Source organism: Allobosea caraganae (assembly GCF_003351345.1).
GTDB classification, from domain to species: Bacteria; Pseudomonadota; Alphaproteobacteria; order Rhizobiales; family Beijerinckiaceae; genus Allobosea; species Allobosea caraganae.
Genome location: NZ_QQTO01000037.1, coordinates 218165 through 242500, shown reverse-complemented (window position 1 = coordinate 242500; position 24336 = coordinate 218165). Strand labels below are relative to the sequence as shown.

General features: G+C 67.6%; 24 protein-coding genes and 1 tRNA gene (1 of these 25 running past the window's edge). 18 read left to right on the top strand and 7 right to left on the bottom strand.

Annotated features, from left to right (window positions below):
- Positions 1–2435, bottom strand: the 5' portion of a protein-coding gene (gene gltB / locus DWF00_RS25685) for a glutamate synthase large subunit (protein WP_425453181.1). 2347 nt of this gene lie to the left of the window's left edge; only the first 2435 of its 4782 coding nucleotides appear in the window; it begins with the start codon at positions 2433–2435; the stop codon falls past the left edge of the window.
- A 575-nt stretch (positions 2436–3010) separates the two neighbouring features.
- Here gltB and DWF00_RS25680 point away from each other — a divergent pair.
- Positions 3011–4066, top strand: coding sequence for a threonine aldolase family protein (locus DWF00_RS25680; protein WP_114828349.1), 1056 nt, complete (start codon positions 3011–3013; stop codon positions 4064–4066).
- 218 nt (positions 4067–4284) lie between these two features.
- Positions 4285–5175 (top strand): hypothetical protein, encoded by an 891-nt coding sequence (locus DWF00_RS25675; protein WP_147283661.1) that lies wholly within the window; start codon positions 4285–4287, stop codon positions 5173–5175.
- A gap of 70 nt (positions 5176–5245) precedes the next feature.
- Here the strand turns inward: DWF00_RS25675 and DWF00_RS25670 are convergent, their stop codons facing one another.
- A complete protein-coding gene (locus DWF00_RS25670) occupies positions 5246–5713 on the bottom strand; it encodes an Hsp20 family protein (RefSeq protein ID WP_114828351.1) in 468 nt (155 codons plus the stop codon).
- A 192-nt stretch (positions 5714–5905) separates the two neighbouring features.
- Here DWF00_RS25670 and DWF00_RS25665 point away from each other — a divergent pair, with 192 nt between their 5' ends.
- A complete protein-coding gene (locus tag DWF00_RS25665; protein ID WP_114828352.1) occupies positions 5906–6958 on the top strand; it encodes an alpha/beta fold hydrolase in 1053 nt (350 codons plus the stop codon).
- Here DWF00_RS25665 and hisN read toward each other — a convergent pair.
- On the bottom strand, positions 6863–7648 hold the full coding sequence (hisN, locus tag DWF00_RS25660; RefSeq protein WP_114828353.1) for a histidinol-phosphatase: 786 nt from the start codon (positions 7646–7648) through the stop codon (positions 6863–6865). The two genes, DWF00_RS25665 and hisN, sit on opposite strands and share 96 nt — an antisense overlap.
- Positions 7649–8039: 391 nt before the next feature.
- Positions 8040–8960, bottom strand: coding sequence for an N-formylglutamate amidohydrolase (locus tag DWF00_RS25655; protein ID WP_114828354.1), 921 nt, complete (start codon positions 8958–8960; stop codon positions 8040–8042).
- 318 nt (positions 8961–9278) lie between these two features.
- On the opposite strand from DWF00_RS25655, the gene cpdR reads away from it, so the two are divergent.
- Positions 9279–9638, top strand: a complete 360-nt coding sequence (gene cpdR / locus DWF00_RS25650; protein ID WP_038363805.1) for a cell cycle two-component system response regulator CpdR — start codon at positions 9279–9281, stop codon at positions 9636–9638.
- Between the two features lie 146 nt (positions 9639–9784).
- A tRNA-Val gene (locus DWF00_RS25645) sits at positions 9785–9859 on the top strand.
- A 74-nt stretch (positions 9860–9933) separates the two neighbouring features.
- Here DWF00_RS25645 and DWF00_RS25640 read toward each other — a convergent pair.
- Positions 9934–10692 (bottom strand): SDR family NAD(P)-dependent oxidoreductase, encoded by a 759-nt coding sequence (locus DWF00_RS25640; RefSeq protein WP_114828355.1) that lies wholly within the window; start codon positions 10690–10692, stop codon positions 9934–9936.
- Positions 10693–10904: 212 nt separating this feature from the next.
- Here DWF00_RS25640 and DWF00_RS25635 point away from each other — a divergent pair, with 212 nt between their 5' ends.
- The 11 genes from DWF00_RS25635 (at position 10905) to DWF00_RS25585 (ending at position 21126) form a co-directional block, all read left to right on the top strand.
- Positions 10905–12164: an extracellular solute-binding protein gene (locus DWF00_RS25635; protein WP_114828479.1), complete on the top strand. Its 1260-nt coding sequence runs from the start codon at positions 10905–10907 to the stop codon at positions 12162–12164.
- 73 nt (positions 12165–12237) lie between these two features.
- A complete protein-coding gene (locus DWF00_RS25630) occupies positions 12238–13143 on the top strand; it encodes a carbohydrate ABC transporter permease (RefSeq protein WP_245974339.1) in 906 nt (301 codons plus the stop codon).
- A complete protein-coding gene (locus tag DWF00_RS25625) occupies positions 13136–13990 on the top strand; it encodes a carbohydrate ABC transporter permease (RefSeq protein ID WP_114828357.1) in 855 nt (284 codons plus the stop codon). The genes DWF00_RS25630 and DWF00_RS25625 overlap by 8 nt, the downstream gene beginning before the upstream one ends.
- A gap of 126 nt (positions 13991–14116) precedes the next feature.
- Entirely contained in the window at positions 14117–15214 is a 1098-nt protein-coding gene (locus tag DWF00_RS25620) for a Gfo/Idh/MocA family protein (protein WP_114828358.1), read from the top strand.
- Positions 15215–15231: 17 nt separating this feature from the next.
- Complete coding sequence (locus DWF00_RS25615) at positions 15232–15873, top strand: ThuA domain-containing protein (RefSeq protein WP_114828480.1); 642 nt, start codon at positions 15232–15234, stop codon at positions 15871–15873.
- A complete protein-coding gene (locus DWF00_RS25610; protein WP_114828359.1) occupies positions 15873–16919 on the top strand; it encodes a LacI family DNA-binding transcriptional regulator in 1047 nt (348 codons plus the stop codon). Before DWF00_RS25615 ends, DWF00_RS25610 begins: the two co-directional genes overlap by 1 nt.
- Positions 16920–17105: 186 nt before the next feature.
- On the top strand, positions 17106–17447 hold the full coding sequence (locus DWF00_RS25605) for a hypothetical protein (RefSeq protein WP_147283662.1): 342 nt from the start codon (positions 17106–17108) through the stop codon (positions 17445–17447).
- Between the two features lie 87 nt (positions 17448–17534).
- Complete coding sequence (locus DWF00_RS25600) at positions 17535–18824, top strand: DUF3137 domain-containing protein (RefSeq protein ID WP_114828361.1); 1290 nt, start codon at positions 17535–17537, stop codon at positions 18822–18824.
- A gap of 360 nt (positions 18825–19184) precedes the next feature.
- Positions 19185–19310, top strand: a complete 126-nt coding sequence (ykgO, locus tag DWF00_RS25595; RefSeq protein WP_114828362.1) for a type B 50S ribosomal protein L36 — start codon at positions 19185–19187, stop codon at positions 19308–19310.
- A 142-nt stretch (positions 19311–19452) separates the two neighbouring features.
- Positions 19453–20106: a tetratricopeptide repeat protein gene (locus DWF00_RS25590; RefSeq protein ID WP_181832547.1), complete on the top strand. Its 654-nt coding sequence runs from the start codon at positions 19453–19455 to the stop codon at positions 20104–20106.
- 54 nt (positions 20107–20160) lie between these two features.
- On the top strand, positions 20161–21126 hold the full coding sequence (locus DWF00_RS25585; RefSeq protein ID WP_114828364.1) for an alpha/beta fold hydrolase: 966 nt from the start codon (positions 20161–20163) through the stop codon (positions 21124–21126).
- 94 nt (positions 21127–21220) lie between these two features.
- On the opposite strand, the gene DWF00_RS25580 is transcribed toward DWF00_RS25585, so the two are convergent.
- Together DWF00_RS25580 and DWF00_RS25575 are read right to left on the bottom strand one after the other, a co-directional pair.
- On the bottom strand, positions 21221–21604 hold the full coding sequence (locus DWF00_RS25580; protein ID WP_425453180.1) for a DUF1036 domain-containing protein: 384 nt from the start codon (positions 21602–21604) through the stop codon (positions 21221–21223).
- A 53-nt stretch (positions 21605–21657) separates the two neighbouring features.
- A complete protein-coding gene (locus DWF00_RS25575; RefSeq protein WP_114828366.1) occupies positions 21658–22953 on the bottom strand; it encodes a glycerate kinase type-2 family protein in 1296 nt (431 codons plus the stop codon).
- A 126-nt stretch (positions 22954–23079) separates the two neighbouring features.
- On the opposite strand from DWF00_RS25575, the gene DWF00_RS25570 reads away from it, so the two are divergent.
- Together DWF00_RS25570 and DWF00_RS25565 are read left to right on the top strand one after the other, a co-directional pair.
- Positions 23080–23871: an N-formylglutamate amidohydrolase gene (locus DWF00_RS25570; protein WP_114828367.1), complete on the top strand. Its 792-nt coding sequence runs from the start codon at positions 23080–23082 to the stop codon at positions 23869–23871.
- Positions 23872–23963: 92 nt separating this feature from the next.
- Positions 23964–24206 carry a DUF2312 domain-containing protein gene (locus DWF00_RS25565; protein WP_114828368.1) on the top strand — a complete coding sequence of 81 codons (243 nt, stop codon included), beginning with the start codon at positions 23964–23966 and terminating at the stop codon, positions 24204–24206.
- The last annotated feature ends 130 nt before the right edge of the window (positions 24207–24336 follow it).

The following is a 24336-nucleotide window of genomic DNA, read 5'->3' as shown; positions in this document are numbered from 1 at the left end:
AAGTACTTCTCGATGGTCTCGGTCTTGAGGCCGACGGCGTCGAAGATCTGGGCGCCGCAATAGGACTGGTAGGTCGAGATGCCCATCTTGGACATGACCTTGAGCAGGCCCTTGCCGACCGACTTGATGAAGCGCTTCACCACCTCGTAGCGATCGACCTCCTTCGGGAACTCGCCGGCCTCGTAGAGGGCTTCCAGCGTCTCGAAGGCGAGATAGGGGTTGATCGCCTCGGCGCCGAAGCCGGCGAGCAGGGCGAAGTGATGCACTTCGCGCGGCTCGCCCGATTCGAGCACGAGGCCGACCGAGGTGCGCTGGCCCTTGCGGATCAGGTGATGGTGCACGGCCGCCGTCGCCAGCAGCGCCGGGATCGGGATGCGGTCGGGCCCGACCAGCCGGTCGGACAGGATGATGATGTTGTAGCCGCCATGGACGGCCGCCTCGGCGCGCTCGCAGAGCCGCTCGATCGCGCCCTCCATGCCCGCCGCGCCCTCGCGCGCCGGGTAGGTGATGTCGATCGTCTTGGTGTCGAAGCGGTCCTCGTAGTGACCGATGCAGCGGATCTTCTCGAGATCGTCATTGGTCAGGATCGGCTGGCGCACTTCGAGCCGCTTGCGGCGCGAGGTGCCCTCCAGGTCGAGGATGTTCGGGCGCGGGCCGATGAAGGAGAGCAGGCTCATCACCAGCTCCTCGCGGATCGGGTCGATGGCCGGGTTGGTGACCTGGGCGAAGTTCTGCTTGAAATAGGTATAGAGCAGCTTCGACTTCGACGAGAGCGCCGAGATCGGGGTGTCCGTGCCCATCGAGCCGACGGCTTCCTGGCCGGTCACGGCCATCGGCGCCATCAGGATCTTGGTGTCTTCCTGGGTGTAGCCGAAGGCCTGCTGGCGATCGAGCAGCGGCACGTCGGTGCGCTGCGCGCGGGCCTCGACCGGCGGCAGGTCCTCGAGCACGATCTGGGTGCGGTTCAGCCAGTCCTTGTAGGGGTTGGCGAGGCAGAGCGTGGTCTTGATCTCGTCGTCGCCGATGATGCGGCCCTCTTCGAGGTCGATCAGCAGCATCTTGCCGGGCTGGAGGCGCCACTTCTGGACGATGCGCTCCTCCGGAATCGGCAGCACGCCGAACTCCGACGCCAGCACGACGATGCCGTCATCGGTGACGAGGTAGCGGGCGGGCCTGAGGCCGTTGCGGTCGAGCGTCGCGCCGATCTGGCGGCCGTCGGTGAAGGCGATCGCGGCCGGGCCGTCCCACGGCTCCATCAGCGCGGCGTGGTACTCGTAGAAGGCGCGGCGCTTGTCGTCCATCAGCGGGTTGCCGGCCCAGGCCTCGGGCACCAGCATCATCATGGCATGCGCCAGCGAATAGCCGCCCTGGACCAGGAATTCGAGCGCGTTGTCGAAGCAGGCGGTGTCGGACTGGCCCTCATAGGAGATCGGCCAGAGCTTCGAGATGTCGGCGCCGAAGAGCTCGGAGTCGACCGAGGCCTGGCGCGCCGCCATCCAGTTGACGTTGCCGCGCAGCGTGTTGATCTCGCCGTTATGCGCCACCATCCGGTAGGGGTGGGCGAGGCGCCAGGACGGGAAGGTGTTGGTGGCGAAGCGCTGGTGGACGAGCGCGATCGCGCTCTCGAAGCGCGGGTCGGTCAGGTCCTTGAAATAGGAGCCGAGCTGGGTGACCAGCACCATGCCCTTGTAGACGATGGTGCGGCAGGACATCGAGACCGGGTAGTAGGTCGCGGTCGAGCGGTCCTGCTGCCGGTAGACCTTGTTCGAGACCGACTTGCGCAGCACGAAGACCTTGCGCTCGAAATCGTCCTCGTCGGTGATCGCGGCCGGGCGGCCGACGAAGAGCTGGCGATGGGTCGGCTCGGTCTCCTTGACGGCGTCGCCGAGGTCGTGGTTGTCGACCGGCACGTCGCGCCAGCCGAGGAAGGTCAGGCCTTCCTCCTCGACCGTCTGGGCGACGATCTCCTCGCAGACGGCGCGGCTGGCGGCATCCTGCGGCATGAAGAACTGGCCGATGGCGTAGTGGCCGAGCGGCGGCAGCGTGATGCCGAGCTTGCCGCATTCCTCGCGGAAGAAGCGGTCGGGGATCTGGGTGAGGATGCCGCAGCCGTCGCCGAGCTTGGGATCGGCGCCGACGGCGCCGCGATGGTCGAGATTGTGCAGGATCTGCAGGCCCTGCTCGACGATGGCGTGGGTCTTGCGGTTCTTCATGTCGGCGATGAAGCCGACGCCGCAGGAATCTTTCTCCATGGACGGATCATAGAGGCCCTGCGCCTCCGGCATCGCCGGATCGCGCACGTCAGGGAAGCGCTCGACAGCCATTGCACCGCCCAACTTTACGCTGCCCAACTTGGCGCTGCTCGACTTGCTGGTTCCGCTCATGGTCAAACCCCGCTTGCCAATGTTCCCCAGTTTCCACCGAGGAACCTGCATGAGTCCACAATCATCCCGCGCCACGCGGACCCCGCCACCTCGCTTGAGCAATTTGCATCAGCAAGGACGGGGCCAACGCGGCCTGGTTGTCTGTCAGAGGCTTGCTTGCGCTGGTTTCGGTTCGCGCCCGCGTCCTCCGCAGGCGCTTCGGGCTTCTCAAGCCCTGCCGCGCCTGATTACGCCGCCGTTTTACGGGCGGCGCGTTTACGGTTGGCTTTGGCGGTCTTGGCCGTGCCTCTCGTCATCTGCTCCGCTCCGTTGCGATCGTCCGACGCCAGGCTCCGTGGCCTCGCGTCGGTGCGGTGAAAATTGGGACAGTATCACTGTCCTATCCCGACGAATTTGCCAGAGTTCTAAGGTTCGCACAAGAGCCGATTTTGCCTCCCGCTGAAATTTTATTGCGATATGCAACTTCGGCGAGATATTTTCGGGACGAAAGCCTGAGTCAAGCCGCACGCTTCTTGTTTGCGGCGTTTGAATCGGGCGTTCGGCGCATGACCCGCAGGCGCGGCATGCAGAGCCCCATTCCGGCGGCGCGCTTGGCAGCGGCATGGCCGAGCCGCTAACGCTCGGCCATGAACTTCGTCAGCGACAATACGGCCGGCGCAAGCGCCCCGGTGATGGCGGCGATCGCCGCGGCCAATGACGGCAATTCGCCGGCCTATGGCACCGATGCCTGGACGGGCCGCGTCGAGCGGCTCTTCTGCGACCTGTTCGAGCACGAGGTCGCCGTCTTCCTGGTGACCAGCGGGACGGCGGCGAACTCGCTGGCTCTGGCCTGCCTGACCCGGCCCTGGGGGGCGGTGCTGACCCATCAGGAAAGCCATGTCGCCGATGACGAGTGCGGCGCGCCGGAATTCTTCTCCGACGGCGCCAAGCTCGTCGGCCTGCCGGGCATCGGCAACAAGATCCAGCCGGAGCTGGTCGCCAAGACGCTCGCCCGGATGCGCGAAGGTGCGTTGCACCAGGTGCAGCCGCAGGCGCTGGCGATCACGCAGGCGACCGAATGCGGGCTCGTCTACACGCCGGCCGAGGTGCGGGCGCTGAAGGATGCGGCCGAGCCGCGCGGCCTGAAGCTGCACATGGACGGGGCGCGTTTCGCCAATGCGCTGGTGGCGCTCGGCTGCTCGCCGGCCGAGATCACCTGGAAGGCCGGCGTCGACGTGCTCTCCTTCGGCGGCACCAAGAACGGCGCCTGGGCGGCCGAGGCGGTGGTCTTCTTCGATCCGGCCGTGGCGGCCGAGATGAAGTGGCGGCGCAAGCGCGGCGGCCATACGCTCTCCAAGGGCAGGCTGATCGGCGCGCAGTTCGAGGGGCTGCTCGCGGGCGGGCATTGGCTCGCGCTCGCGCGCCATGCCAATGCGATGGCGGCGCTGCTGGCTGATGCGGTGGTCAAGGGCGGCGCGGCGCGGCTCGCCTGGCCCTGCCAGGCCAATGCGGCCTTCCTGATCCTCGATACGGCCGCGCAGGCGCGGTTGAAGGCGGCCGGTATCGGCTTCATCGCCTGGTCCGATACGGCGCTGGCCGAGGCTGACGCGCTGAAGCCCGGCGAGGTGATCGGCCGCTTCGTGATGTCGTTCTCGACCCGGAAAGAGGATGTCGAGCGGCTGATCTCGGTGCTGAACGGGTAGCCGCTCCAACAGCTCCAATCTGACGCGAGTCCGGCACCTGGAGCCGCCAACCTTCGACAAGGAGGCGCGGGGAACCCCTCTGCCGCACGGGAGAGGGCGGGTGAGGGCCGGACGGCGCAGCTCCCGCCGGTTTCAAAAGTCCTCCTTCGCGCCGCAAGCGTGCCGCAATCCCTAAGGACTACTTAAGGCGGGGTGGATCCACCGAGAGGGTGATTGAGATGGCTTCTATTTCGACCGCGCGTTCGCGGGGCGTGCTGATGGGCCTGGCGGTGGCCGGCGCGCTGGCGGGCTCGGCCGGTGGGGCCGCCGCGCAATATTACGAAGACTACGACTACGAATACGTGCCGCGCTACGGCTACAGCTATGGCTACGGTCAGCGCTATGCCCCGCCTGCGCCTGTACCCCTGTCCCAGCGCGAAATCGCGCGGATCGCGCTCCGAGAATACGGCCTTGCCCAGGTCGAGCGCACGGCGCGGACCGAATCGACCTATGTCGTCGATGGGCAAATGGCGAATGGCCGGCGCACCAGGCTGATCTTCGACCTCTATAGCGGCGACCTCGTCAGGCGCGTCAATCTCCAGCCGCCGGGGCCGGGGACGTCCGTGGCGCCGCCGGTGGCGCGGCTTGACCCCGCCGAGCCGCGCCCGGCCCAGCCGCGCCTGCTGCCGATGCCGCCCGAGCGTCCGCCGGCGCTGAAGCCGCCGGCCCAGGCGAATGCGCCGGTGCGGGTCATCCCGCTCTCGCCCGCGACCCCACCTCGCCCACCCGAGCAGGAGAAGCCGCCGGCTCCGCCCGCTGAGGCCAGCGCGCCCGCGACCATCGTGCCGCCTTCCCCTGCGGTAGTGCCAGCGGCGCCGGAGCCTGCCGTCCCAACCGAGAGGCCGCCGGTCGAGGCGAGCGTTCCGGCGACCGGCGAGGAGAAGCCGAGGCTGGTCAATCCGAACGACGTCCGCGGCACCGGCGAGCCCGAGCGGACGCCGCCGCTCGCCAAGGCCGAGACGCCGCCCGGCGCCGGCGGCAGCGGCCTGCCGCCGGTCCAGGTCGAGGATCCCGCGCCCTCCGTCACGCGCCCGGCAACGCCGATCGCTCCGGTCACGCCGCTGGATTGAGGCGGCCATGAGAAAGGGCGCTCCGGGTTTCCCGGGAGCGCCCCATTCGTCTCAGCCGTGAGGCTGATCGTTACGCGGCCTTGGCGACCTTGGCCTCGAGCACCTTGGCGGAGCTGCCGCCAATGGCGATCTGGCGGGGCTTCTTGGCCTCCGGAATCTCGCGGACGAGGTCGATATGGAGCAGGCCGTTCTCAAGGCTCGCGCCGGTCACCTGGACGTAGTCGGCAAGCTGGAAGCGGCGCTCGAAGGCGCGCGCGGCGATGCCCTGGTGCAGGACCTCGCGGTTGCCGGCGTCTTCGGAGACCTGCTTCTCGCCGCGAACGCTCAGGGTGTTCTCCTTGCTCTCGATGGCGAGGTCGCCCTCGGCGAAGCCGGCGACGGCGATCGAGATGCGGAAGGCGTTCTCGGCGGTGCGCTCGATGTTGTAGGGCGGATAGGTCGGGGCGTTCTCGACGCTGTTGGCCTGGTCGAGCAAGGCGAACAGGCGGTCGAAGCCGACGGTCGAGCGATAGAGCGGGGAAAGATCGAAATGACGCATGGTGTCCTCCTGAGGAAGCGACATGTGGTGCAGCTCGCCTCGTCGTGAGCGCGAGCCAGGTTCAGATTTACGCAGCCGTCATCGGCCTGCGTGACTATGAGTTGGGAGAGCTTTTCGGCTTTTCAAGAGCCGGCGGGGGCGGGCATAACCGGCCCGCGCATCGTGTTCTGATGCCGCGATTCGGAGGCCGCGATGGCCGAAGTGGACCTGTTCGTCGATCCCGCCTATCCGCCGCCCGGCCACGCCAAGGTCTGGCTCGCCGCCACTAATGACGGCGCTGCCTTACGCTTCGCGAGCTGGCGGCCGACGGTGAAGGCGGTGCGCGGCACCGTCGTCCTGGTGCAGGGCCGGGCCGAGTTCATCGAGCGCTACAGCGAGACCATCGCCGAGCTGCGCCGGCGCGGCTTCCACGTGCTCGCCTTCGACTGGCGCGGGCAGGGCGGCTCGCAGCGCTTCGTCGGCCGCGCCCGCAAGGGCCATGTCGGGCGCCTCAGGCACTATGAGCGCGATCTCGCGCTGGCGATGGCCGAGATGCAGGCGCTGCCCAAGCCGCATTTCGTGCTGGCGCATTCGATGGGCGCGGCGCTCTGCCTCGACGCCGCCAGGCGTGGGGCCCTGCCGGCGGCGCGGCTGGTGGCGCTGGCGCCGATGCTCGGCCTCACCATGATCGAGCGGCCGGGCTTGGCCGAGCGGCTGGCCAACGTGCTGTTCTGGCTCGGCCTTGGCCGCTCCTTCGTGCCCGGCGGCGGCGACACCGCGATCGCGACCAAGCCGTTCGAGGGCAACCGCCTGACCGGCGACCCGGTGCGCTATGCCCGCAATTCGGCCCTGTCGGCGGCGGCGCGGCACCTCAGCATCGGCGACCCGACGATCGCCTGGGTCCGGACCGCCTTCCGGCTGATGGCGCGGCTGAACGCGCCCGCGGCGGCGCGCGACGTCCGCGTCCCGACCCTGATCATCGCGGCCGGGCAGGACCCGGTGGTCTCGACCCCGGCGATCGAGCGCTTCGCCGCCCGGCTGAAGACCGGCTCGGCGCTGGTGCTGCCGACCTCGCGCCACGAGATCCTGATGGAGACGGACGACATCCGCGCCCGGTTCTGGGCCGCCTTCGACGCCTTCGTGCCGGGCGAGGATATCGCGGCGGCGCTCTCAGCCGGCAAGGAGGGCGAGGGCGGCCTCGTGGAGGGCCTTGCTGCCGGCGGCGACGACGCGGCCGCCATTGGCGGCGCTGCCGCCCTCCCATGAAGTGACGATGCCGCCGGCGCCCTCGATGATCGGGATCAGCGCGACGATGTCGTAGGGCTTCAGCCCGCTCTCGATCACCAGGTCGATATGGCCGCTGGCGAGCATGCAATAGGCATAGCAGTCGCAGCCATAGCGCGGCATGCGCACCTTGGCCTCGACCCGCCTGTAGGCCGCCTGCTCATCGCCGGGGAACAGCGACGGGCTCGTGGTCATCAGGGTCGCTGCGGCGAGGTCCGTGGTCTTGCGGGTGCGCAGCACGCGGTTGCCGCCCGGCCCCTCGTAGCGGGACTGGCGGCCGTCGCCGGAATAGCGCTCGCCGGTGAAGGGCTGGTGCATCATGCCGTAGACCGGCACGCCGCTGCGGGTGAGGCCGATCAGCGTGCCCCAGACCGGGATGCCGGAGATGAAGGCGCGGGTGCCGTCGATCGGATCGAGCACCCAGACATATTCCGCATCCGCGTTCTCGGTGCCGAACTCCTCGCCGAGCACGCCATGCTCGGGGAAATGCCGCTTGATCAGGTGGCGCATCACGTTCTCGCCGGCGCGGTCGGCCTCCGTGACCGGGTCGAAGACGCCACCGGGCGAGGCCTTGTCCTCAGTCGCATGCTTGGCGCGGAAGAATGGCAGAATCGCCTGGCCGGACTGCGTTGCCAGCTCCGCGACGAATGCGCCGAAATCCACCGGGCCCATGCTGCTCTCCTCGAATTTACGCTGCTATGCAGCAAAAGGGTGACGCCGGCATCACCGGTGCCGGCGCTTCATGCGGGGGCTTTCGCCGGAAAACAAGGGAATCGAGGGGGAAACCGGGGCTAGTCTTGCGTTGAGCGCATACCCCTTAAGCTTCCCGGCGAAAGGTCTTGCTTTTTTGCGCTGCACAGTTAGATTGTGCGCTGCGAAGGGGAGATCACTTCAAGCCTTTGCTTGCCCTCCTTGGGCGTTTCCTCCCTAGACTTGGGCCGCCACGAAAGTGCGCGGCCCTTTTTTCTTGGTTGCGCCGGCAAGCGGATGCGCGGGCGAGAGCATGATGCCGAAAAGCGGCAACCGGCTTTCGGCCGAGGTCATGCACAGACTCTGAACAGGGTCACTCCGCGGCTTCGCGCCACTCGTCGAGCCAGCCGCTCCAGCGGGCGAAGCAGTCGGCCATGGCCGAGCCGATGGCCCGCTCCAGCTCGACGAAGCCGGCATGCGGCTCCAGCGTCGTCTCGTTCATGTAAAGCGCGCGGTTGATCTCGATCTGCAGCGCATGCACGCCTGCGGCCGGCGCGCCGTAATGCTCGGTGATGAAGCCGCCGGCATAGGGGCGGTTGCGGGTCACGGTCAGGCCGAGCTTGCGGAAGGCCTCCTCGGCGACGTCGATGATGTGGCCGCCGGCGCTGGTGCCGAAGCGGTCCCCCAGGATCACGTCGGATTTGGCGACGCCGTCGCGGTCGAGCCCGCTCGAGGGCATCGAATGCGCGTCGACCAGGATGCAGGTGCCGAAGGCGCCCTGCGTGCGCTGCACCAGGCCGCGCAGGCCGGCATGGTAGGGGCGGTAGAGCCCGTCGATGCGCGATAGCGCCTCCTCGACCGGGATGCGGCCGAAATAGATCTCGTGCGCGTCGCCGACGATGCGCGGAATCGTGCCGAGCCCGCCGGCGACCCGCATCGAGCGGGTGTTGGCGAAGGCGGGCAGGCGGCCCTCGAACATGCGCGGGTCGAGCTCGTAGGGCTCGCGGTTGACGTCGAGATAGGCGCGCGGGAACTCGGCGACGAGGAGGGGGGCGCCGAGCGCGATGCAATTGGCGAAGAGCCGGTCGACATAGGCGTCTTCCGAACGGCGCAGCGAGCGCAGCGGCAGGCGCGCCTTCTCGACGAAGGCCGGCGGGTAGTGCCGCCCGGCATGGGGCACGTCGACGACCACCGGCACGATCTGCAGGGCCGGGTGGTAGAGACTGTAGGGCCGCGTGATCTCGGCGACGACATCGTCGGAATCGAACGGGGAAAAGCCGGATGGAACGCTCATGCCGGCCAACTCAAGCACACAAACCGGCGCGGTTGAAGTCACGCTCGCGAGGGGGCCGATACCGCGCCAATATTCACTCGTTGTTTACCATGGTGGTGCCTTATAGAAGGAGAGTGTTCCAAGCGTTCCGGGCGGACGATAACGCTGCGGCGCGCGAGAGCAGGATGCGAAAAAGTGGGAACCGGTTTTTCGCGAGAATCCTGCTCTAACTTTTTGATGGAGCCCGGCATCGGTTCGGGCGAGACGACGTGCAGCGGGGCTGTCCAGAGTGGGCGGCCCTCATCCATCTAGGCCTAAAGGGACGGACGAAGCAGGCCCATGACGAAGATTCTCCTCGCGGAAGACGACAACGACATGCGTCGCTTCCTGGTCAAGGCCCTGCAGAACGCGGGCTATGACGTCGCCTCCTTCGATAACGGGCTCTCGGCCTATAACCGGCTGCGCGAGGAGCCGTTCGAGCTGCTCCTGACCGATATCGTGATGCCGGAGATGGACGGCATCGAGCTGGCGCGTCGCGCCACCGAGCTCGACCCGGACATCAAGGTGATGTTCATCACCGGCTTCGCCGCCGTGGCGCTCAACCCCGATTCGCAGACGCCGAAGGATGCGAAGGTGCTCTCCAAGCCCTTCCACCTGCGCGAGCTGGTGAACGAGGTCGAGAAGCTATTGGCTGCTTGAGAGCGGCCGAGGCGTCTCGAACGGTCTCTCCACACTTTTGGTACGAAGCGCCTTGCATGGCGTGAAACGAGCGGCTATAGCCGCCACCTCGCAACATGGTGACGGTCGCAAGACGGCGTCATGTTCCGGTTGCCGCAAGGCGTAACGGGCGCGTAGCTCAGCGGGAGAGCACTACGTTGACATCGTAGGGGTCACAGGTTCGATCCCTGTCGCGCCCACCATATTCCAGGCCCCGGACATCGCCTCAAGGCGGTTTCCGGGGCCGTTGTTTTTCTGGCCCCCGAGGTGCGGGCGCTCAGACCCAGCCGCCATCCACGACATAGTGCTGGGCCGTGCAGGCCGAGGCTTCCTCGGATGCGAGGAAGACGGTGAACTTCGCCAACTCGTTGGGCACCAGATGGCGCTTGAGGCATTGCCGCCGCATCAGCTCGGCCTCGCCCTCAGGCGTCAGCCATTTCTCGATCTGGCGCTCGGTCATGATCCAGCCGGGCGCGATCGCGTTCACGCGGATGTTGAACGGGCCATAGTCGCGGGCGAGCGAGCGCGTCAGGCCGATCACGCCCGACTTGCTGGCGGTATAGGCCGCCATGCCGCCCTGGCCGGCCATCCACGAGGTCGAGCCGAAATTGATGATGACGCCGCCATTGGCGGCCTTCATGTCCGGCAGCACGGCCTGGGCCGCGAAGAACTGGTGCTTCAGGTTGACCGCGAGCCGGTCGTCCCAATATTCGGGCGTCACCGTCTCGGTCTGATGGCGCTCGTCATGCGCGGCGTTGTTGACGAGGATCTCGATCGGCCCGTGGGCGGCGCGGGCCTGCTCGACTCCGGCGCGCAGCGCGGCGATGTCGGTCAGGTCGACATGCTGGAAATGCGCGGATGATCCCGCCGCGGTCAACTCCCCGGCCAGAGCCTCGCCGGCCGCCCGGTTGATGTCGAAGAAGATGATTTTCGCCTGCTGCCGGGCGAAATGCCGGCAGATCGACGCGCCGATGCCCGAGGCCCCGCCCGTGACGAGAACGACCTTGCCCGCAAGGTCCGAATAGATAGCCGCCATCTCACATTCTCCAGCAATGCCGTCCGGCACGCGCCTGGCCCGGCCCCATGACACATGACCGGAAGGCCGGCCGCACGCAAACCGCCCCGAGCGAACCGCTCAACACAAGATGCATATAGATCAGAATTTGAGTTGCGTACCTCAAAAATCGAGCTAGGCTGACCTCAACCCGCTCAAAAGTGGGAAAGCAAAAATCGGACATGGAGGAAGCGATGGGATTGTTGAGGAAGCTGGCGCTCGCCGCGGCGGGCCTGATGCTGAGCGCTGGCGCGGTCGCCGCCCAGACCACCGTGAAATGGCTGCACATCGAGCAGAACCCGGCCCAGGTGAAGATCTGGGAGGAGGCCGCGCGGCGCTACGAGGCGAAGAATCCCGGCGTCAAGGTCGAGATGCAGTTCCTCGAGAACGAGGCCTACAAGGCCAAGCTGCCGACCATCCTGCAGTCGAAGGACCGGCCGCACATCCTGTATTCCTGGGCTGGCGGCGTGCTCAAGACGCAGGTCGAGGCCGGCGTCCTCGAAGACATCACCGCCGGCGTCGGCAGTCTCAAGGACAACATCTCCGCCGCTGCGCTCGAGGCCTTCACGGTCGACGGCAAGATCTATGGCCTGCCGTTCAACGTCTCGCAGGTCGGGTTCATGTACAACAAGGACCTCTTCGCCAAGGCCGGCGTCGAGGGCGACAAGATCAAGACCTGGGACCAGTTCCTCGACGCGGTGAAGAAGCTCAAGGCCGCCGGCGTCACGCCGATCGTGGTCGGCGGCGGCGACAAGTGGCCGCTGCATTTCTACTGGACGCATCTGGCCGTGCGGCTTGGCGGCAAGCCGGCGTTCGAGGCCGCGCTCAAGGGCCAGAACGGCGGCTTCGAGGGCGAGACCTTCATCAAGTCGGGCGAGCTGATGAAGCAGCTCGTCGACCTCGAGCCGTTCCAGACCGGCTTCCTCGGCTTCAAGAACCAGCAGGCGCTCGGCTTCTTCGGCGACGGCAAGGCCGCGATGAACCTGGCGATCTCGCATCATTCCGCGACGCAGCGCGCGCTCGCCGCCGACAAGAAGGGCATCCCCGAGGACAAGCTCGGCTGGATCGACTTCCCCATGCCCGCCGGAGCCAAGGGCCAGCCCACCGATACGCTCGGCGGCGTCAATGGCTGGCTCATCACCAAGGGCGCGCCGAAGGAAGCGCTCGACTTCGTGAAGTACTTCGTCTCCGACGAGGTCCAGCGCGAGCTCGCCAAGCAGAACTTCCTGATCCCGACCTACAAAGGCGCGGAGGCGGCGCTCAGCGCGGCGTTCATGCAGAACGTCGCCAGGAACATCGCCGCGTCCAAGTACCACCAGAACTTCTACGACCAGGATCTCGGTCCCTCGGTCGGTCGCGTCGTGAACGACGCGACCGCCGAGATCGCCGGCGGCTCGATGACGCCGAAGCAGGCCGCCAAGGCCATTCAGGACGCCTTCAAGCAGGGCAACTGATGAACCGGACCCGGCCTTCGTGCCGGGCGAACCTGCGAGCGAGCCCATGACACAGCGCAGCGGCACACTGGCCATGCGCAGCGGAGCCCCCATGGCAATGGTGCGGCGGCGAAAGGCGATCGACGGACGCCTCTCCGCGCTGCTGCTCTTCCTGCCGCCGGCGCTGCTGCTGTTCACGATCTTCGTCGTGCTGCCGATCGTCGAGGCAGCCTGGTACTCGGGCTTCAACTGGAACGGCTTCGGCACGCCGACCAAGTGGATCGGCCTCGACAACTATTGGTTCGTCTTCGATTCGCGCGGCTTCGGCACGGCGTTCCGCAACAACCTGCTGATCATCGCGGTGTCGCTGGTGATCCAGCTGCCGCTGGCGCTGAGCCTGGCGCTGATCCTGGCCGAGAGGTTCCGCGGCTCGGTCGCGCTCAGGATGCTGTTCTTCCTGCCCTATGTGCTGGCGGAGATCGCGACCGGGCTGATCTTCAGCTTCATCTACGACGGCAATTACGGCCTGCTCGCCTCGATCTTCCGGGCCTTCGGCGCCGAGGCGCCGCACCTGCTCGCCTCGACGCAGACCTCGATGCTGGCGATCCTGATCGTCGTGGTCTGGAAGTATTTCGGCTTCCACATGATGCTGTTCATCGCCGCGCTGCAGGGCATGGACAAGAACCTGGTCGAGGCGGCGCGGATCGACGGCGCCTCGCGCATGCAGGTGCTGCGGCACATCGTGGTGCCGCTGCTCTATCCGACGATCCGGCTCTCGATCTTCTTCGCCGTCGTCGGCTCGCTGCAGCTCTTCGACCTAGTGATGCCGCTGACGCGGGGCGGGCCGGCCGACTCCTCCAACACCATGGTCAGCTTCCTCTACAACAATGGCGTCTCGCGCATGCGCGTCGGCTATGGCAGCGCCATCGGCGTGATCCTGTTCGTGATCTGCGTGACCTTCGCCTTCACCTATAAACGCTGGTTCATGCGCGATGAGTGACGTCCTGACGGCTCCCCACAGCCGGCCGATCGACCTCGTGCCGCTCTACAAGGCACTGTTCCTGATGGTGGTCGCGGCCTTCGTCGCGGTACCGCTGCTGGCGACGGTGCTCGGCGGCTTCAAGACGCTGGGCGAGCTGCGCACCAACCCGTTCGGCCTGCCCACCACCTGGGAATGGGAGAACTACGCCGGCATCCTGCTCTCCCAGCGCTACTGGCAGCTCTTGTGGAACTCGACGGTGATCTCGATCCTGACCGTGGTGCTGACGCTGATCGTGGCGTCGATGGCGGCCTTCGTCTTCGCTCATATCAAGTTCTACGGCAGCGAGATGCTGCTGAGTTACCTCACCATGGGCCTGCTCTTCCCGGCCGCGACCGCGATCCTGCCGCTCTTCATCAAGGTGCGCGACCTCGGCCTGCTCGACAGCTATTTCGGCGTGATCCTGCCGCAGGTCGCCTTCAGCCTGGCGATGAGCATCCTCTTGCTGCGGCGCTTCTTCAAGGACCTGCCGCACGAGCTGCTCGAGGCCGCTTTGGTCGACGGCTGCAGCTATATCGACTTCTTCCGCTATGTGACGCTGCCCCTGTCGCGGCCGATCCTGGCCACCGTCGGCACCATCGCCTTCGTCCATAGCTGGAACAGCTACCTGCTGCCGCTGGTGATGCTGAACTCCGACGCGCTCTATCCCTGGCCGCTCGGCATCATGGTCTACCAGGGCGAGTACTCGTCGGAATGGCACCTGATCCTGGCCTTCATCACGCTCACGATCCTGCCGACGGTCCTGATCTTCATCTTCGCGCAGAAGCACATCGTGGCGGGGCTGACCGCCGGCGCGGTCAAGGGCTGAGCCCGAGCGCGAGAGCAGGATGCGAAAAAGTGGGAACCGGTTTTTCGTAAGAATCCTGCTCTGACTTTTGGGTGTGAGCCGGATGCTTTCCGGCTCACGCGCCCATCATCACAACGGAGACTACGCATGCGGAAAGTGGGCATCGGCATCATCGGATGCGGCAATATCAGCACGAAATACCTGGAGGCGATGCGGCGCTTCCCGGTGCTCGAGCTCAAGGCCGTCGCCGACATGCGCAGCGAGGTGGCCGAGAGGCGCGGCGCCGAGTTCGGCGTGCCGGGCATGCGGGTGGGGCAGCTCCTGAAGCGCGACGACGTCGAGATCGTCATCAACCTCACGGTGCCGCTGGCCCATACCGATGTCAGCCTCGCCGTGCTCAATGCCGGCAAGCACGTCCATTCCGAGAAGCCGCTCGGCATCAACACCACCGAGGCGCGCAAGGTGATGGAGCTGGCCGCCCAGAAGAACCTGCGCGTCGGCTGCGCGCCCGACACCTTTTTGGGCGGCGGCCACCAGACTGCGCGCAAGCTGATCGATGACGGCGCGATCGGCACGCCGGTTGCCGGCAGCGCCTTCTTCGGCTGCCCCGGACATGAGAGCTGGCACCCGGCGCCGGGCTTCTACTACCTGCGCGGCGGCGGGCCGATGCTCGACATGGGCCCCTACTACATCACCGACCTCGTGCAGCTGCTCGGGCCGGTCGCCTCGGTGGTGGGCTCGACGGCGCGGCCGCGGACGCAGCGGCTCGTCACCAGCCAGCCGATGAGCGGCACGCTGGTCCCCGTCGAAGTCGAGACCCATGTCGCCGGCACGCTGGAATTCGAGAGCGGCGCGGTCGTCTCGATCACGATGAGCTTCGACGTGCCCCAGCACATGCATGCGCCGATCGAAATCTACGGCGACAAGGCCGCCATGCTGGTGCCCGATCCGAACAAGTTCGGCGGCGAGGTCAAGCTCGCCAAGCCGCGCGGGCAATGGGAGCCGGTCGCGCTCACCCACGGCCATGCCGATGGCGAGTTCCGCTCGATCGGCGTCGCCGACATGGCGACCGCGATCGTCACCGACCGGCCGCACCGCGCCAGCGGCGCGCTCGCCTTCCATGTGCTGGAGGTGATGGAGGCCTTCCAGACCTCCGCCGACGAGGGCCGGCGGGTCAAGATCGAGAGCCGCGTCGACAGGCCGGCCGCGATGCCCGCCGGGCGTGAGACCGGACAGATCGATTGAGTGGAAGGATGACGACGATGCGCAAGGCGATGATCGTATGGGGCGGTTGGCCGGGGCATGACCCCGACCTCTGCGCCTCGATGATGCGGGGCTGGCTCACGGCAGAGGGGTTCGACGTGCGCGTCGAGACCTCGACCGCGGCCTTCGCGGACCCCGCGATCCACGACCTCTCCCTGATCGTGCCGATCTACACGATGGCGAAGATCGAGAAGGAGGAGGCGGCCAATCTCTGCGCCGCGGTGCGCGGTGGCGTCGGCCTCGCCGGCCATCACGGCGGCATGGGCGATGCGTTCCGGGATGCGGTCGAATACCAGTTCATGTGCGGCGGGCAATGGGTTGCCCATCCCGGCAATATCATCGACTACAAGGTCGACGTGACCCGGCCGGACGATCCGGTCATGGCCGGGATCAAGGACTTCGAGTATCGCTCCGAGCAATATTACATGCATGTCGACCCTGCGAACGAAGTGCTGGCCACGACCACCTTCAACGGCGATCACGCCTCCTGGATCGACGGCGTCGTCATGCCGGTGGTCTGGAAGAAGCGCTTTGGCGAGGGCAGGGTGTTCTACTGCGCGCTCGGCCACCGCGCCTATGAGCTCGACATTCCCGAGGTGAAGACGATGCTGACGCGCGGGATGCTCTGGGCGGCGCGCTGATGGTTGATGTCGAGACGAGCCCTGTCGGTCGCGCGACGCTGGAAGACGTCGCGCGCGCGGCGGGCGTCTCGGTTGCGACGGTGGACCGCGTCGTCAACCGCCGCGAGGGCGTGCGCGAGAAGACGATCGCGCGCGTCGAGGCGGCCGTCGCCAGGCTCGGCTACCGCGCCGACCCGGCGGCGGCGCGGCTGGCGCGCAACCAGAGCTTCCGCTTCGTCTTCATCCTGCCGAGCGGCGCCAACAGCTTCATGACCCTGCTCTCCGAGCAGGTCGCGCGCACGGCGGAATGGCTCGCCGGGCAGCGCGCCTTCATCGACATCAGGCATGTCGACGTGTTCGACCCCGACGCGCTGGCGCAGGCGCTGGAGACGGTCTCGCCGGCCTATCACGGTGTGGCGACGATCGCGCTCGACCATCCCCGCATCCGCGCCGCCATCGACGACCTCGCCGATCGCGGCATTCCCGTGGTGACCCTGGTCTCGGACGTGCCAAGCTCGCGCCGCCTGCATTATGTCGGCATCGACAACCCCGCCGCCGGCCGCACCGCCGCGACCCTGATGGGCCGCTTCCTCAGGGGGCGGAAGGGCGCCGTCGGCGTCATCGCCGGCTCGCTGGCGCTGCGCGACCATGCCGAGCGGCAATTCGGCTTCCATCAGGTGCTGTCGAGCGAGTTTCCCGACCTCATTGCCCTGCCGGCCGTCGAGGGGCGCGACGACAGCGAGCGGACGCAGGCGGCCACCGAGGCGCTGCTGGCGCGCCGGCCCGATCTCGTCGGCATCTACAATGTCGGCGCCGGCAACCGCGGCATCGCCGCGGCGCTGAAGGAATCCGGCCGCAGCGACATCGTCTGGATCGCGCATGAGCTGACCGTGCACTCGCGCCGGCTGCTGCTGCACGGCGTCATCGAGGCGATCATCAGCCAGGATCCCGGCCACGAGGCGCGCTCGGCGGCGCGGGTGCTGTTGGCGCGCTGCTGGGGCGATCCGATCCTGCCCGACCAGGAGCGCATCCGCATCGACATCTTCCTGCGGGACAACCTGCCTTAGAGCCGTTTTCGATCAACTCTCCCGTCATTGCGAGCGTAGCGAAGCAATCCAGGGGGATTGCGCTCACCCGGTCCCCCTGGATTGCTTCGCTACGCTCGCAATGACGGTTGGGGGCCAAACGGCCACCACTTCGTCACCATCGTGCTCATAAAGCGGTGTCCTTGAAGGCGATTCCGGGAGCGAGGCGTGAGGCTGGTCCAGACTATGATGGCGGGGGTGCTGCTGGCGGCGCTGGATGGCGGCGCGATGCAGGCCGGCGCGCAGCAGCCGGAGGCCGAGAGCTGGACCGTCGAAAAGTGCAATCGCTACAAGAAGGCCTGGACGGACGCGCTCGGGCGCTTCGGCCGCAAGGGGCTTAGCCAGGAGTTCACCGAGCGGCACGAGGCCTTCCTGGCCAGCGGCTGCTCGACGCCGCCCGATGTCTGCCCGAAATCCAAGGAAGAGCTCGACCTCGCCAATGTCCTGGTGATCCGGGCGATCAATGCGGGCATCGCCAGCACCTTCCTGCCCTTCGCCTGCCGGAAGTGACGGCCACATAATCGTCCTTCAGATGAGGGACCCGCCCGCGAGGCGCCGGCGCTAGGCTCCGCAGAGGCGGAGGCGGGCAAAGGCGGCATGAGCGGCGCGGGGCAGAGCGAAGGTGGTCGGTATGCGGCGGTGCGGGCATGGCTGCGGCCGCGCCAGGTCAGCCGCTGGCTCGGCCTGTTCCTGGTCGCCTTCTTCCTAGTTCCGATCGTCTGCCTGATCCTCGCCGATGCCGTTGGCGGCTCGGCCGCGCCGACGATCAGCCTGATCGCGTTTCTCGTGCTGATACCGGGCATCGTGGTCGGCGCGGCGCTGCCGCTGGTCTGGATCGGGCTGATGATCTTTCTGTCGTTCCGGGATCACCGGGCGCAGGCTGCCGTGGGAGACGATCGGCCGGCGCCGGCGCCGACCGCGATCCCACGAGAGCTGGCTGCCGACATCGCCGAGCTGGAGCGGGTTCGCGCCGAGGTCTCGGCTGCGGCGCGCAAGCGCCTGGTGATCCTGCTGCCGCTCGTCGCAGTGGTCCTGCTCGGCATCCAGTTCGGCACCGACGATAAGCTGGCCTGGCCGCCCTTCATCCTGATTTTCGCCATCGCGATGTTCGGCGTCTGGCAACTGGTGACCTATGGACCGAACCGGCACTATGCCGAGCTGTTCAAGACGGTGACCTTGCCGCGGCTGCTCGCCCGGCACGGCGCGTTGAGCCTGGCGCGCGACCATGTGCCGGAACTCGGCGAGCTCGTGGCAAACGGCGTGCTGCCGGGCTTCACCGAGGTCGAGACCGACGATCACGTTCACGGCCCCTATCGCGGGCGCCAGCTCTTCATCACCGAGCTGCGGCTGCGGCATGAGAACTTCAAGAAGAAGGGCGTGCTGTTCCGGGGGCTGGTCGTCGAGATCGCCTTCGAGAGGCCGCTGCAACAGACGATCGCCGTGGTGATGCAGGGCGCGCGCGCCGGAGGATTGCCGCCGGTGAGGCTGGAGGACCCGCTGTTCGAGGCGGTCTACTCCGCCTTCGGCAGCGACCAGATCGCGGCGCGGGCCCTGCTGACGCCGATGACGATGGAGCGGATGCTGCGCATGTCCGACGGCACCGGCTTCCAGCCGCCGAAGCTCTATGCCGGCGGGCGGCGGTTGGTCTTCGTGCTCGACGGTGCGAATGGCGGCGACGAATTCGAGAGTTTCGAGCCGCCGCATCTCGTGGGCACCGACGCCTCCAGGCAGGTCGCGGCGCTGGCGGGCGAGCTCGACCGCATTTTTGCGCTGGTCGATGCGATCATCGATGCGGTCGAGGTGGCGCCGGGGATTTTCTCGGCAGGCTCTGGGGCTGGAGCATCCTTGGAGACGCCGCTTCGCGGCTCCTCAGAGTCTGACTCATAAATGCCTGAGCCCTCATCCTGAGGAGCGCGAAGCGCGTCTCGAAGGATGCTCCAGGAGGTTCGGAAGCCCACTGGAGCACCCTTCGAGACGCCGCTAAAGCGGCTCCTCAGGGTGAGGGCTCGAATGTCCAGTCAGACACTCAGGATGAGGGCCGGGGTTGTCCCCAAAGACATGCTGCATGAGCATCTTTGGCTGCACGCACGGGTTTGACCCTTGCGAAAGACGGAAAAATCCGTATACAGCCGGCATCGCATCAGCCGCGCCGTTCGAGTGGTCGATGAGGATCGCCCGCCGATCCGCGTCGCGGCGCTTAGTTTTTGTCCGATTCGCTCGCGAGGGCGGGTCGCTGGAGTAGAGACGATGAAGATCCGCAACTCGCTGAAGTCGCTGCGCCTGCGCCATCGCGACAACCAGCTCGTGCGCCGCAAGGGCCGCGTCTACATCATCAACAAGGTCCAGAAGCGCTTCAAGGCGCGCCAGGGCTGAGTTTTCGCGCGGTCGTCAGGCCGCGTGAACGCTGATGAGTTCGAAACAGGCGGGTGCGCCAGTCGCGCCCGCCTTTTTGCGTGGCAGAAGGTCGCTGTCCCGTGAATTGACGCTGGCGCCAAGCGGCGTAAAGTTTCGACGCATGAAGACCTCTCGCCTGCTCCCCGCCGCCTTCGCGCTGGCTTTCGCCGCGACGCTGTCGCTCGGCTCCGTTCGGGCGCAGCAAAGCGCGCCGCCGCAGCGCCCCGGCGCGGTTCCCAACCAGGACAAGGACGACAACCCGGCTGCGCCCGCCCCGACGCCTTCGCGCTCGCCGGCCGCGACGCTCGACCGGTTGTTCGAGCGGCTCGCCGTCGCCAAGACGCAGGACGAGGCCAAGGGCATCGCCCGGCTGATCCAGCGGCGCTGGGCCCGCTCCGGCTCCGATACGGCCGACCTGCTGATGACCCGCGCCCAGGAGGCGATGCAGGCCAAGGAGCTCGACCTCGCGATCGAGCTGCTCGACCGCGTCATCAGCATCGAGCCCGACTGGGCCGAGGCCTGGAACCAGCGCGCCAACGCGCTCTTCCTCGCCGGCGACCCGATCCGCTCGATGTTCGACATCGGCGAGGCGCTGAAGCGCGAGCCGCGCCATTACGGCGCGATGATGGGCCTGGGGACCATCCTGCGCCAGCAGGGCGACGACAAGCGCGCCATGGTCGCCTATCGCAAGGCGCTGGAGATCTATCCGCAGTACGAGGCGATCAAGGACGCGGTCGAATCGCTGAAGATGGAAGTCGACGGCCGCGACGCGTGACGTTGCTGGTTCATTCAGGCGAAACCGAAGCATGGCTGGCGGCGTAAGCGGATCATGCTGACGCGCGCCCTGCTTTTCATTCCCGTCCTGCTGATCGGCGGCCTGCTGCTCCGCACCGAGCTGATCGGCGCCGAGGCCGAGCGGCAAAATCCGCCGAAGGGCAGCTTCCTGACGCTGCCGGGCGGCCGGCTGCACTATGTCGAGCGCCGGCCCGAGGGCGAATCGCGCGGCACCGTCGTGCTGGTCCACGGCGCCTCCTCCGACCATGCCGACCTGCTGGCGACGCTCGGACCGGAGCTCGGCCATTACCGCGTCATCGCGCTCGACCGGCCCGGCCATGGCTGGAGCGACCGGCTGGAGGGCCGGGCGATGGCCGATCCTGCCAGGCAGGCGGCCGCGATCATGCAGGGGCTCGACCAGATCGCGCCCGAGCCCTTCGTGCTGGTGGCGCATTCGCTGGCCGGCGCAATGTCGGTGCGGATCGCGCTCGACCGGCCGGAGCGGCTGAGCGGGCTTGTCCTGCTCGGGGCGGTGACCCATCCCTGGCCGACTGGCCTGGAGTGGTATTATCACGTCGCGTCATGGCCGGTGGTCGGGCCGGTGTTCACGCGGCTGATCGGCATCCCCGCGGTCGACCTGCTGCTGCCGGCTGGGGTCAAGGCGGTGTTCGCGCCGCAGCCGGTCCCGCCCGGATACATCGAGGCCGGCGAGATCAAGCTGCTGCTGCGGCCGGCAACCTTCGAGGCGAATGCGCAGGATCTCGCGGCGCTGCATGCGTTCGTCACGGCGCAGGCGCCGCGTTACCGCGAGCTGCGCATGCCCGTGGTGGCCATCACCGGCGACAGCGACGCGATCGTCTCGCCCATCCTGCATTCGGCCGCAATCGCGCGCGAGGCGCCGCTCGGGCGCTTCGTGCTGCTGCCGGGCGTCGGCCACATGCCGCACCACGCCGCGCCGGAGATCATCGTCGAGGCGATCGACCAGATCGCCGGGCCGCGCTCGGGGCTGGCGCTGAACTGAAGGTGCTTGGGCGGGAATACCTGAGCCCTCATCCTTCGAGACGCGCTCCGCGCTCCTCAAGATGAGGGCTGTGGGTCCACGCGAGGTACCCGTTTCAAGGTCGCGGCGCGGCCGGGGTGTTGTTGTCGGTGAGCTGGATCGTCCAGCTCTTCTGCTCGCCGGTGTCGACCTCGAAGAAGCCGGAGCGGTCGAAGCCGCGGGCCAGGCAATCCTCGATGCCGCGGATGGTGAATTCCTTGTTGCGCGTGCACATGACCGACTTGCCGGTCCACTCGCCGCCCTTGTCGTAGTCGAGCGCGTAGACGTAGTAGAACCGCGCCGCCAGCGTGCCGCGCAACAGGGTCTCGCAGCCGCGCGGCGAGAGGTTCCACCAGCCCTCGGTGACCCAGCCCTGCGCGTCGCGATAGCCGATGGCGACGCCGATGCGGCTGCCCGTGGTGTTGCACATGCGCAAGTCGGCCTTGGCCGGCGCGCTCATCAAGAGGCCAGCCGTCAGCAGGGCCAGGCAAAGGGCAGGGCGGTGGAAACGCATCAAGGATCGATCAGGACGACGCGGCAATCGTTCACATTGGTCAAGGTCGGCCCCGTCCGCAGCAGATCGCCGAGCGCTTCGAAGAAGCCGGTCGAATCGTTATTGGCGAGAGATTGGGCGGGAACGAGGCCGAGCGCCTTGGCGCGCGCCAAAGTCGTGGGGTCGATCACGGCGCCGGCCGGGTCGGTCGCCTCGCCGCCGCCGCCATCGGTGCCGTCGGTGTCGCCGGAGAGCCCGACGATGCCGGAGGCGCCGTCGAGCGCGACGGCGAGCGCCAGCGCATATTCCTGGTTCGGCCCGCCGCGGCCCTTGCCGCGCAGGGTTACGGTGAGCTCGCCGCCGGAGATGATCGCGGCGCGGCGGCCCTCGGCCTTGAGCTTGAGCGCCATCGCGGCATGCGCGGCGGCGACGTCGCGCGCTTCGCCCTCGAGATCGGGGCCGAGATCAATCGTCTCGTAGCCCGCCGCCTTGGCCGCCGCGACGGCGGCCGCGATCGCGTCATGCGGGCGAGCGATGATGCGGAACTCCGTGTTGGCGAAGGCGGGGTGGCCGGGCTTCGGCGTCTCGCTGGCCTCATTGTCGAGCAGGGCGCGCGCGGCCGGGGGAAGGTCGAGCCCGTAGCGGGCGACGATGGCGCGGGCATCGGCCATCGTGCTGGGGTCGGGCACGGTCGGGCCCGAGGCGATCGCCGTCGGCTCATCGCCGGGCACGTCGGAGATCGCCAGGGTCAGCAGCGGCGCGGGGGCGGCGGCAAGCGCCAGCCTGCCGCCCTTGATGCGCGAGAGCCGCTTGCGGACGATGTTCATCTCGCCGATCGGCGCGCCCGAGCGCAGCAGCGCCTTGTTGACCGCCTGCTTCTCGGCGAGCGTGAGAGTGCCTGCCGGCGCGACCCAGTTGGCTGAGCCGCCGCCGGAGAGCAGCACCAGCACGAGGTCATCGGCCGTGGCGGATTTCGCGAGTTCGAGTGCGCGCACGGCGCTGTCGAGGCTGCCCTGGTCCGGCACCGGGTGGCCGGCGGCGACCATCGGGATATGGCGCGTCTTGGTCTCGTAGCCGTGACGGGCGACGGCATGGCCGACGAGCCGGGCAGGGTCGAGGCCGGAATCGAGATAGTGCGCCTCGGCCAGCGCCGTCATGCTGCCGGCGGCCTTGCCGGCGGCGAGCAGGATGAGGCGGCCCTTGCGCGGCGGAGCGGGGAGATGCGCCGGCAGGCAGCCCGAGGGTTGGGCGCGGCCGACGGCGGCGTCGAAGATGGTGCGGGCGATGCGCAGGCTCTCAGCCGAATCGTGTTGCAAATCCGCCCCGCCATTCCGCCCGTGACCGCGTCGATCGCATCGACTTTCGTTGCGTGCTCTTTTAAGTCGGCGGGCAGCGGACGTCACGTCCGTTTTGTCCGTTAAGTCATACTTTCTGGAGCGGCGATGCGGTCCGATTCCCTTGCTGCCGGATCCGTGTTGCCGCTCGCGCCGGGCGAGGTTGAGATCATCTCCGGCGATCCGGCGACGGGGATGCTGCTGCTCTGCGACCACGCCTCGAACGCGATGCCGCCCGAGCTGAATTCGCTCGGCCTGCCGCCCGAGCAACTCGAACGCCATATCGCCTACGATATCGGTGCGGCTGAGCTGACGCGGGCGATGGCGCATGCCACCGGCGCCCCGGCGCTGCTGACGAATTTCTCTCGCCTGCTGATCGATCCCAATCGCGGGCTCGACGATCCGACGCTGGTGATGCGGCTCTCGGATGGGGCGATCGTGCCCGGCAATGCCCGCATCGACGAGGCCGGGATCGCGGCGCGGGTCGCCAAATACTACGCGCCCTATGACGCGGCGATCGATGATGCGATCGAGACCGCCATCGCCACCGGGCACCTGCCGGCGATCGTCTCGATCCATTCGTTCACGCCGTTCTGGAAGGCGGTGGCGCGGCCCTGGCATGTCGGCGTGCTCTGGGACCATGAGGGCGCGCTGGCGCAGGCGCTGATCGCGGCCCTGCAGGCCGAAGGCGATCTCGTTGTCGGCGACAACGAGCCCTATAATGGCGGCCTGCCCGGCGATACGATCGACCGCCACGCCACGCGCCGCGGCCTGCCCGACGCGCTGATCGAGGTCCGGCAGGACCTGATCGCCAGCCCGGAGACGGCGCGGGCCTGGGGCCTCAGGCTGGCGCGGATCGTGCCGCCCGTGGTCGCGGCCCTTCGCGACGGGGCGTCATGAACAGCTTTCCCCAGCCGCGACGGCTTGCCGCTTGACGCGACGGCCTATCCGCGCGAACCCGACCGGCCGAATTCAGAGAGAAGGATTTTCGAATGGACGATCCGGTTGCGGGCGATCAGCTCAAGAGCATCGTCGAGCGCATCGAGCGGCTCGAGGAAGAGAAGAAGACGATCGCCGACGACATCAAGGAGGTCTATGCCGAGGCCAAGGGCAACGGCTACGACGTCAAGGTGCTGCGCAAGGTCGTGGCGCTGCGCAAGCGCGACCTGGAAGAGCGCAAGGAAGAGGAGGCGATCCTCGACCTCTACCTCCAGGCGGTCGGCGAGAGCGTTTGAGTTTGAGCGCTGTGCAGGCCATGAGGCCTGCACAGCGCCATTTGATGGTGCCCGCGTTTGGGGCGCTTTCCGATCGGATCGAAGCGTTCCGACACCCCACCCGTCATTGCGAGCGCAGCGAAGCAACCCA

What these genes read in the sequence shown, in the direction of transcription:
- DWF00_RS25680 (WP_114828349.1), top strand. Translation starts at nt 3,011, where the DNA reads ATGAACTTCGTCAGCGACAATACGGCCGGCGCAAGCGCCCCGGTGATG.
- DWF00_RS25675 (WP_147283661.1), top strand. Translation starts at nt 4,285, where the DNA reads ATGGCTTCTATTTCGACCGCGCGTTCGCGGGGCGTGCTGATGGGCCTG.
- DWF00_RS25670 (WP_114828351.1), bottom strand. Translation starts at nt 5,713, where the DNA reads ATGCGTCATTTCGATCTTTCCCCGCTCTATCGCTCGACCGTCGGCTTC.
- DWF00_RS25665 (WP_114828352.1), top strand. Translation starts at nt 5,906, where the DNA reads ATGGCCGAAGTGGACCTGTTCGTCGATCCCGCCTATCCGCCGCCCGGC.
- hisN (WP_114828353.1), bottom strand. Translation starts at nt 7,648, where the DNA reads ATGGGCCCGGTGGATTTCGGCGCATTCGTCGCGGAGCTGGCAACGCAG.
- DWF00_RS25655 (WP_114828354.1), bottom strand. Translation starts at nt 8,960, where the DNA reads ATGAGCGTTCCATCCGGCTTTTCCCCGTTCGATTCCGACGATGTCGTC.
- cpdR (WP_038363805.1), top strand. Translation starts at nt 9,279, where the DNA reads ATGACGAAGATTCTCCTCGCGGAAGACGACAACGACATGCGTCGCTTC.
- DWF00_RS25640 (WP_114828355.1), bottom strand. Translation starts at nt 10,692, where the DNA reads ATGGCGGCTATCTATTCGGACCTTGCGGGCAAGGTCGTTCTCGTCACG.
- DWF00_RS25635 (WP_114828479.1), top strand. Translation starts at nt 10,905, where the DNA reads ATGGGATTGTTGAGGAAGCTGGCGCTCGCCGCGGCGGGCCTGATGCTG.
- DWF00_RS25630 (WP_245974339.1), top strand. Translation starts at nt 12,238, where the DNA reads ATGCGCAGCGGAGCCCCCATGGCAATGGTGCGGCGGCGAAAGGCGATC.
- DWF00_RS25625 (WP_114828357.1), top strand. Translation starts at nt 13,136, where the DNA reads ATGAGTGACGTCCTGACGGCTCCCCACAGCCGGCCGATCGACCTCGTG.
- DWF00_RS25620 (WP_114828358.1), top strand. Translation starts at nt 14,117, where the DNA reads ATGCGGAAAGTGGGCATCGGCATCATCGGATGCGGCAATATCAGCACG.
- DWF00_RS25615 (WP_114828480.1), top strand. Translation starts at nt 15,232, where the DNA reads ATGCGCAAGGCGATGATCGTATGGGGCGGTTGGCCGGGGCATGACCCC.
- DWF00_RS25610 (WP_114828359.1), top strand. Translation starts at nt 15,873, where the DNA reads ATGGTTGATGTCGAGACGAGCCCTGTCGGTCGCGCGACGCTGGAAGAC.
- DWF00_RS25600 (WP_114828361.1), top strand. Translation starts at nt 17,535, where the DNA reads ATGAGCGGCGCGGGGCAGAGCGAAGGTGGTCGGTATGCGGCGGTGCGG.
- ykgO (WP_114828362.1), top strand. Translation starts at nt 19,185, where the DNA reads ATGAAGATCCGCAACTCGCTGAAGTCGCTGCGCCTGCGCCATCGCGAC.
- DWF00_RS25590 (WP_181832547.1), top strand. Translation starts at nt 19,453, where the DNA reads ATGAAGACCTCTCGCCTGCTCCCCGCCGCCTTCGCGCTGGCTTTCGCC.
- DWF00_RS25585 (WP_114828364.1), top strand. Translation starts at nt 20,161, where the DNA reads ATGCTGACGCGCGCCCTGCTTTTCATTCCCGTCCTGCTGATCGGCGGC.
- DWF00_RS25580 (WP_425453180.1), bottom strand. Translation starts at nt 21,604, where the DNA reads ATGAGCGCGCCGGCCAAGGCCGACTTGCGCATGTGCAACACCACGGGC.
- DWF00_RS25570 (WP_114828367.1), top strand. Translation starts at nt 23,080, where the DNA reads ATGCGGTCCGATTCCCTTGCTGCCGGATCCGTGTTGCCGCTCGCGCCG.
- DWF00_RS25565 (WP_114828368.1), top strand. Translation starts at nt 23,964, where the DNA reads ATGGACGATCCGGTTGCGGGCGATCAGCTCAAGAGCATCGTCGAGCGC.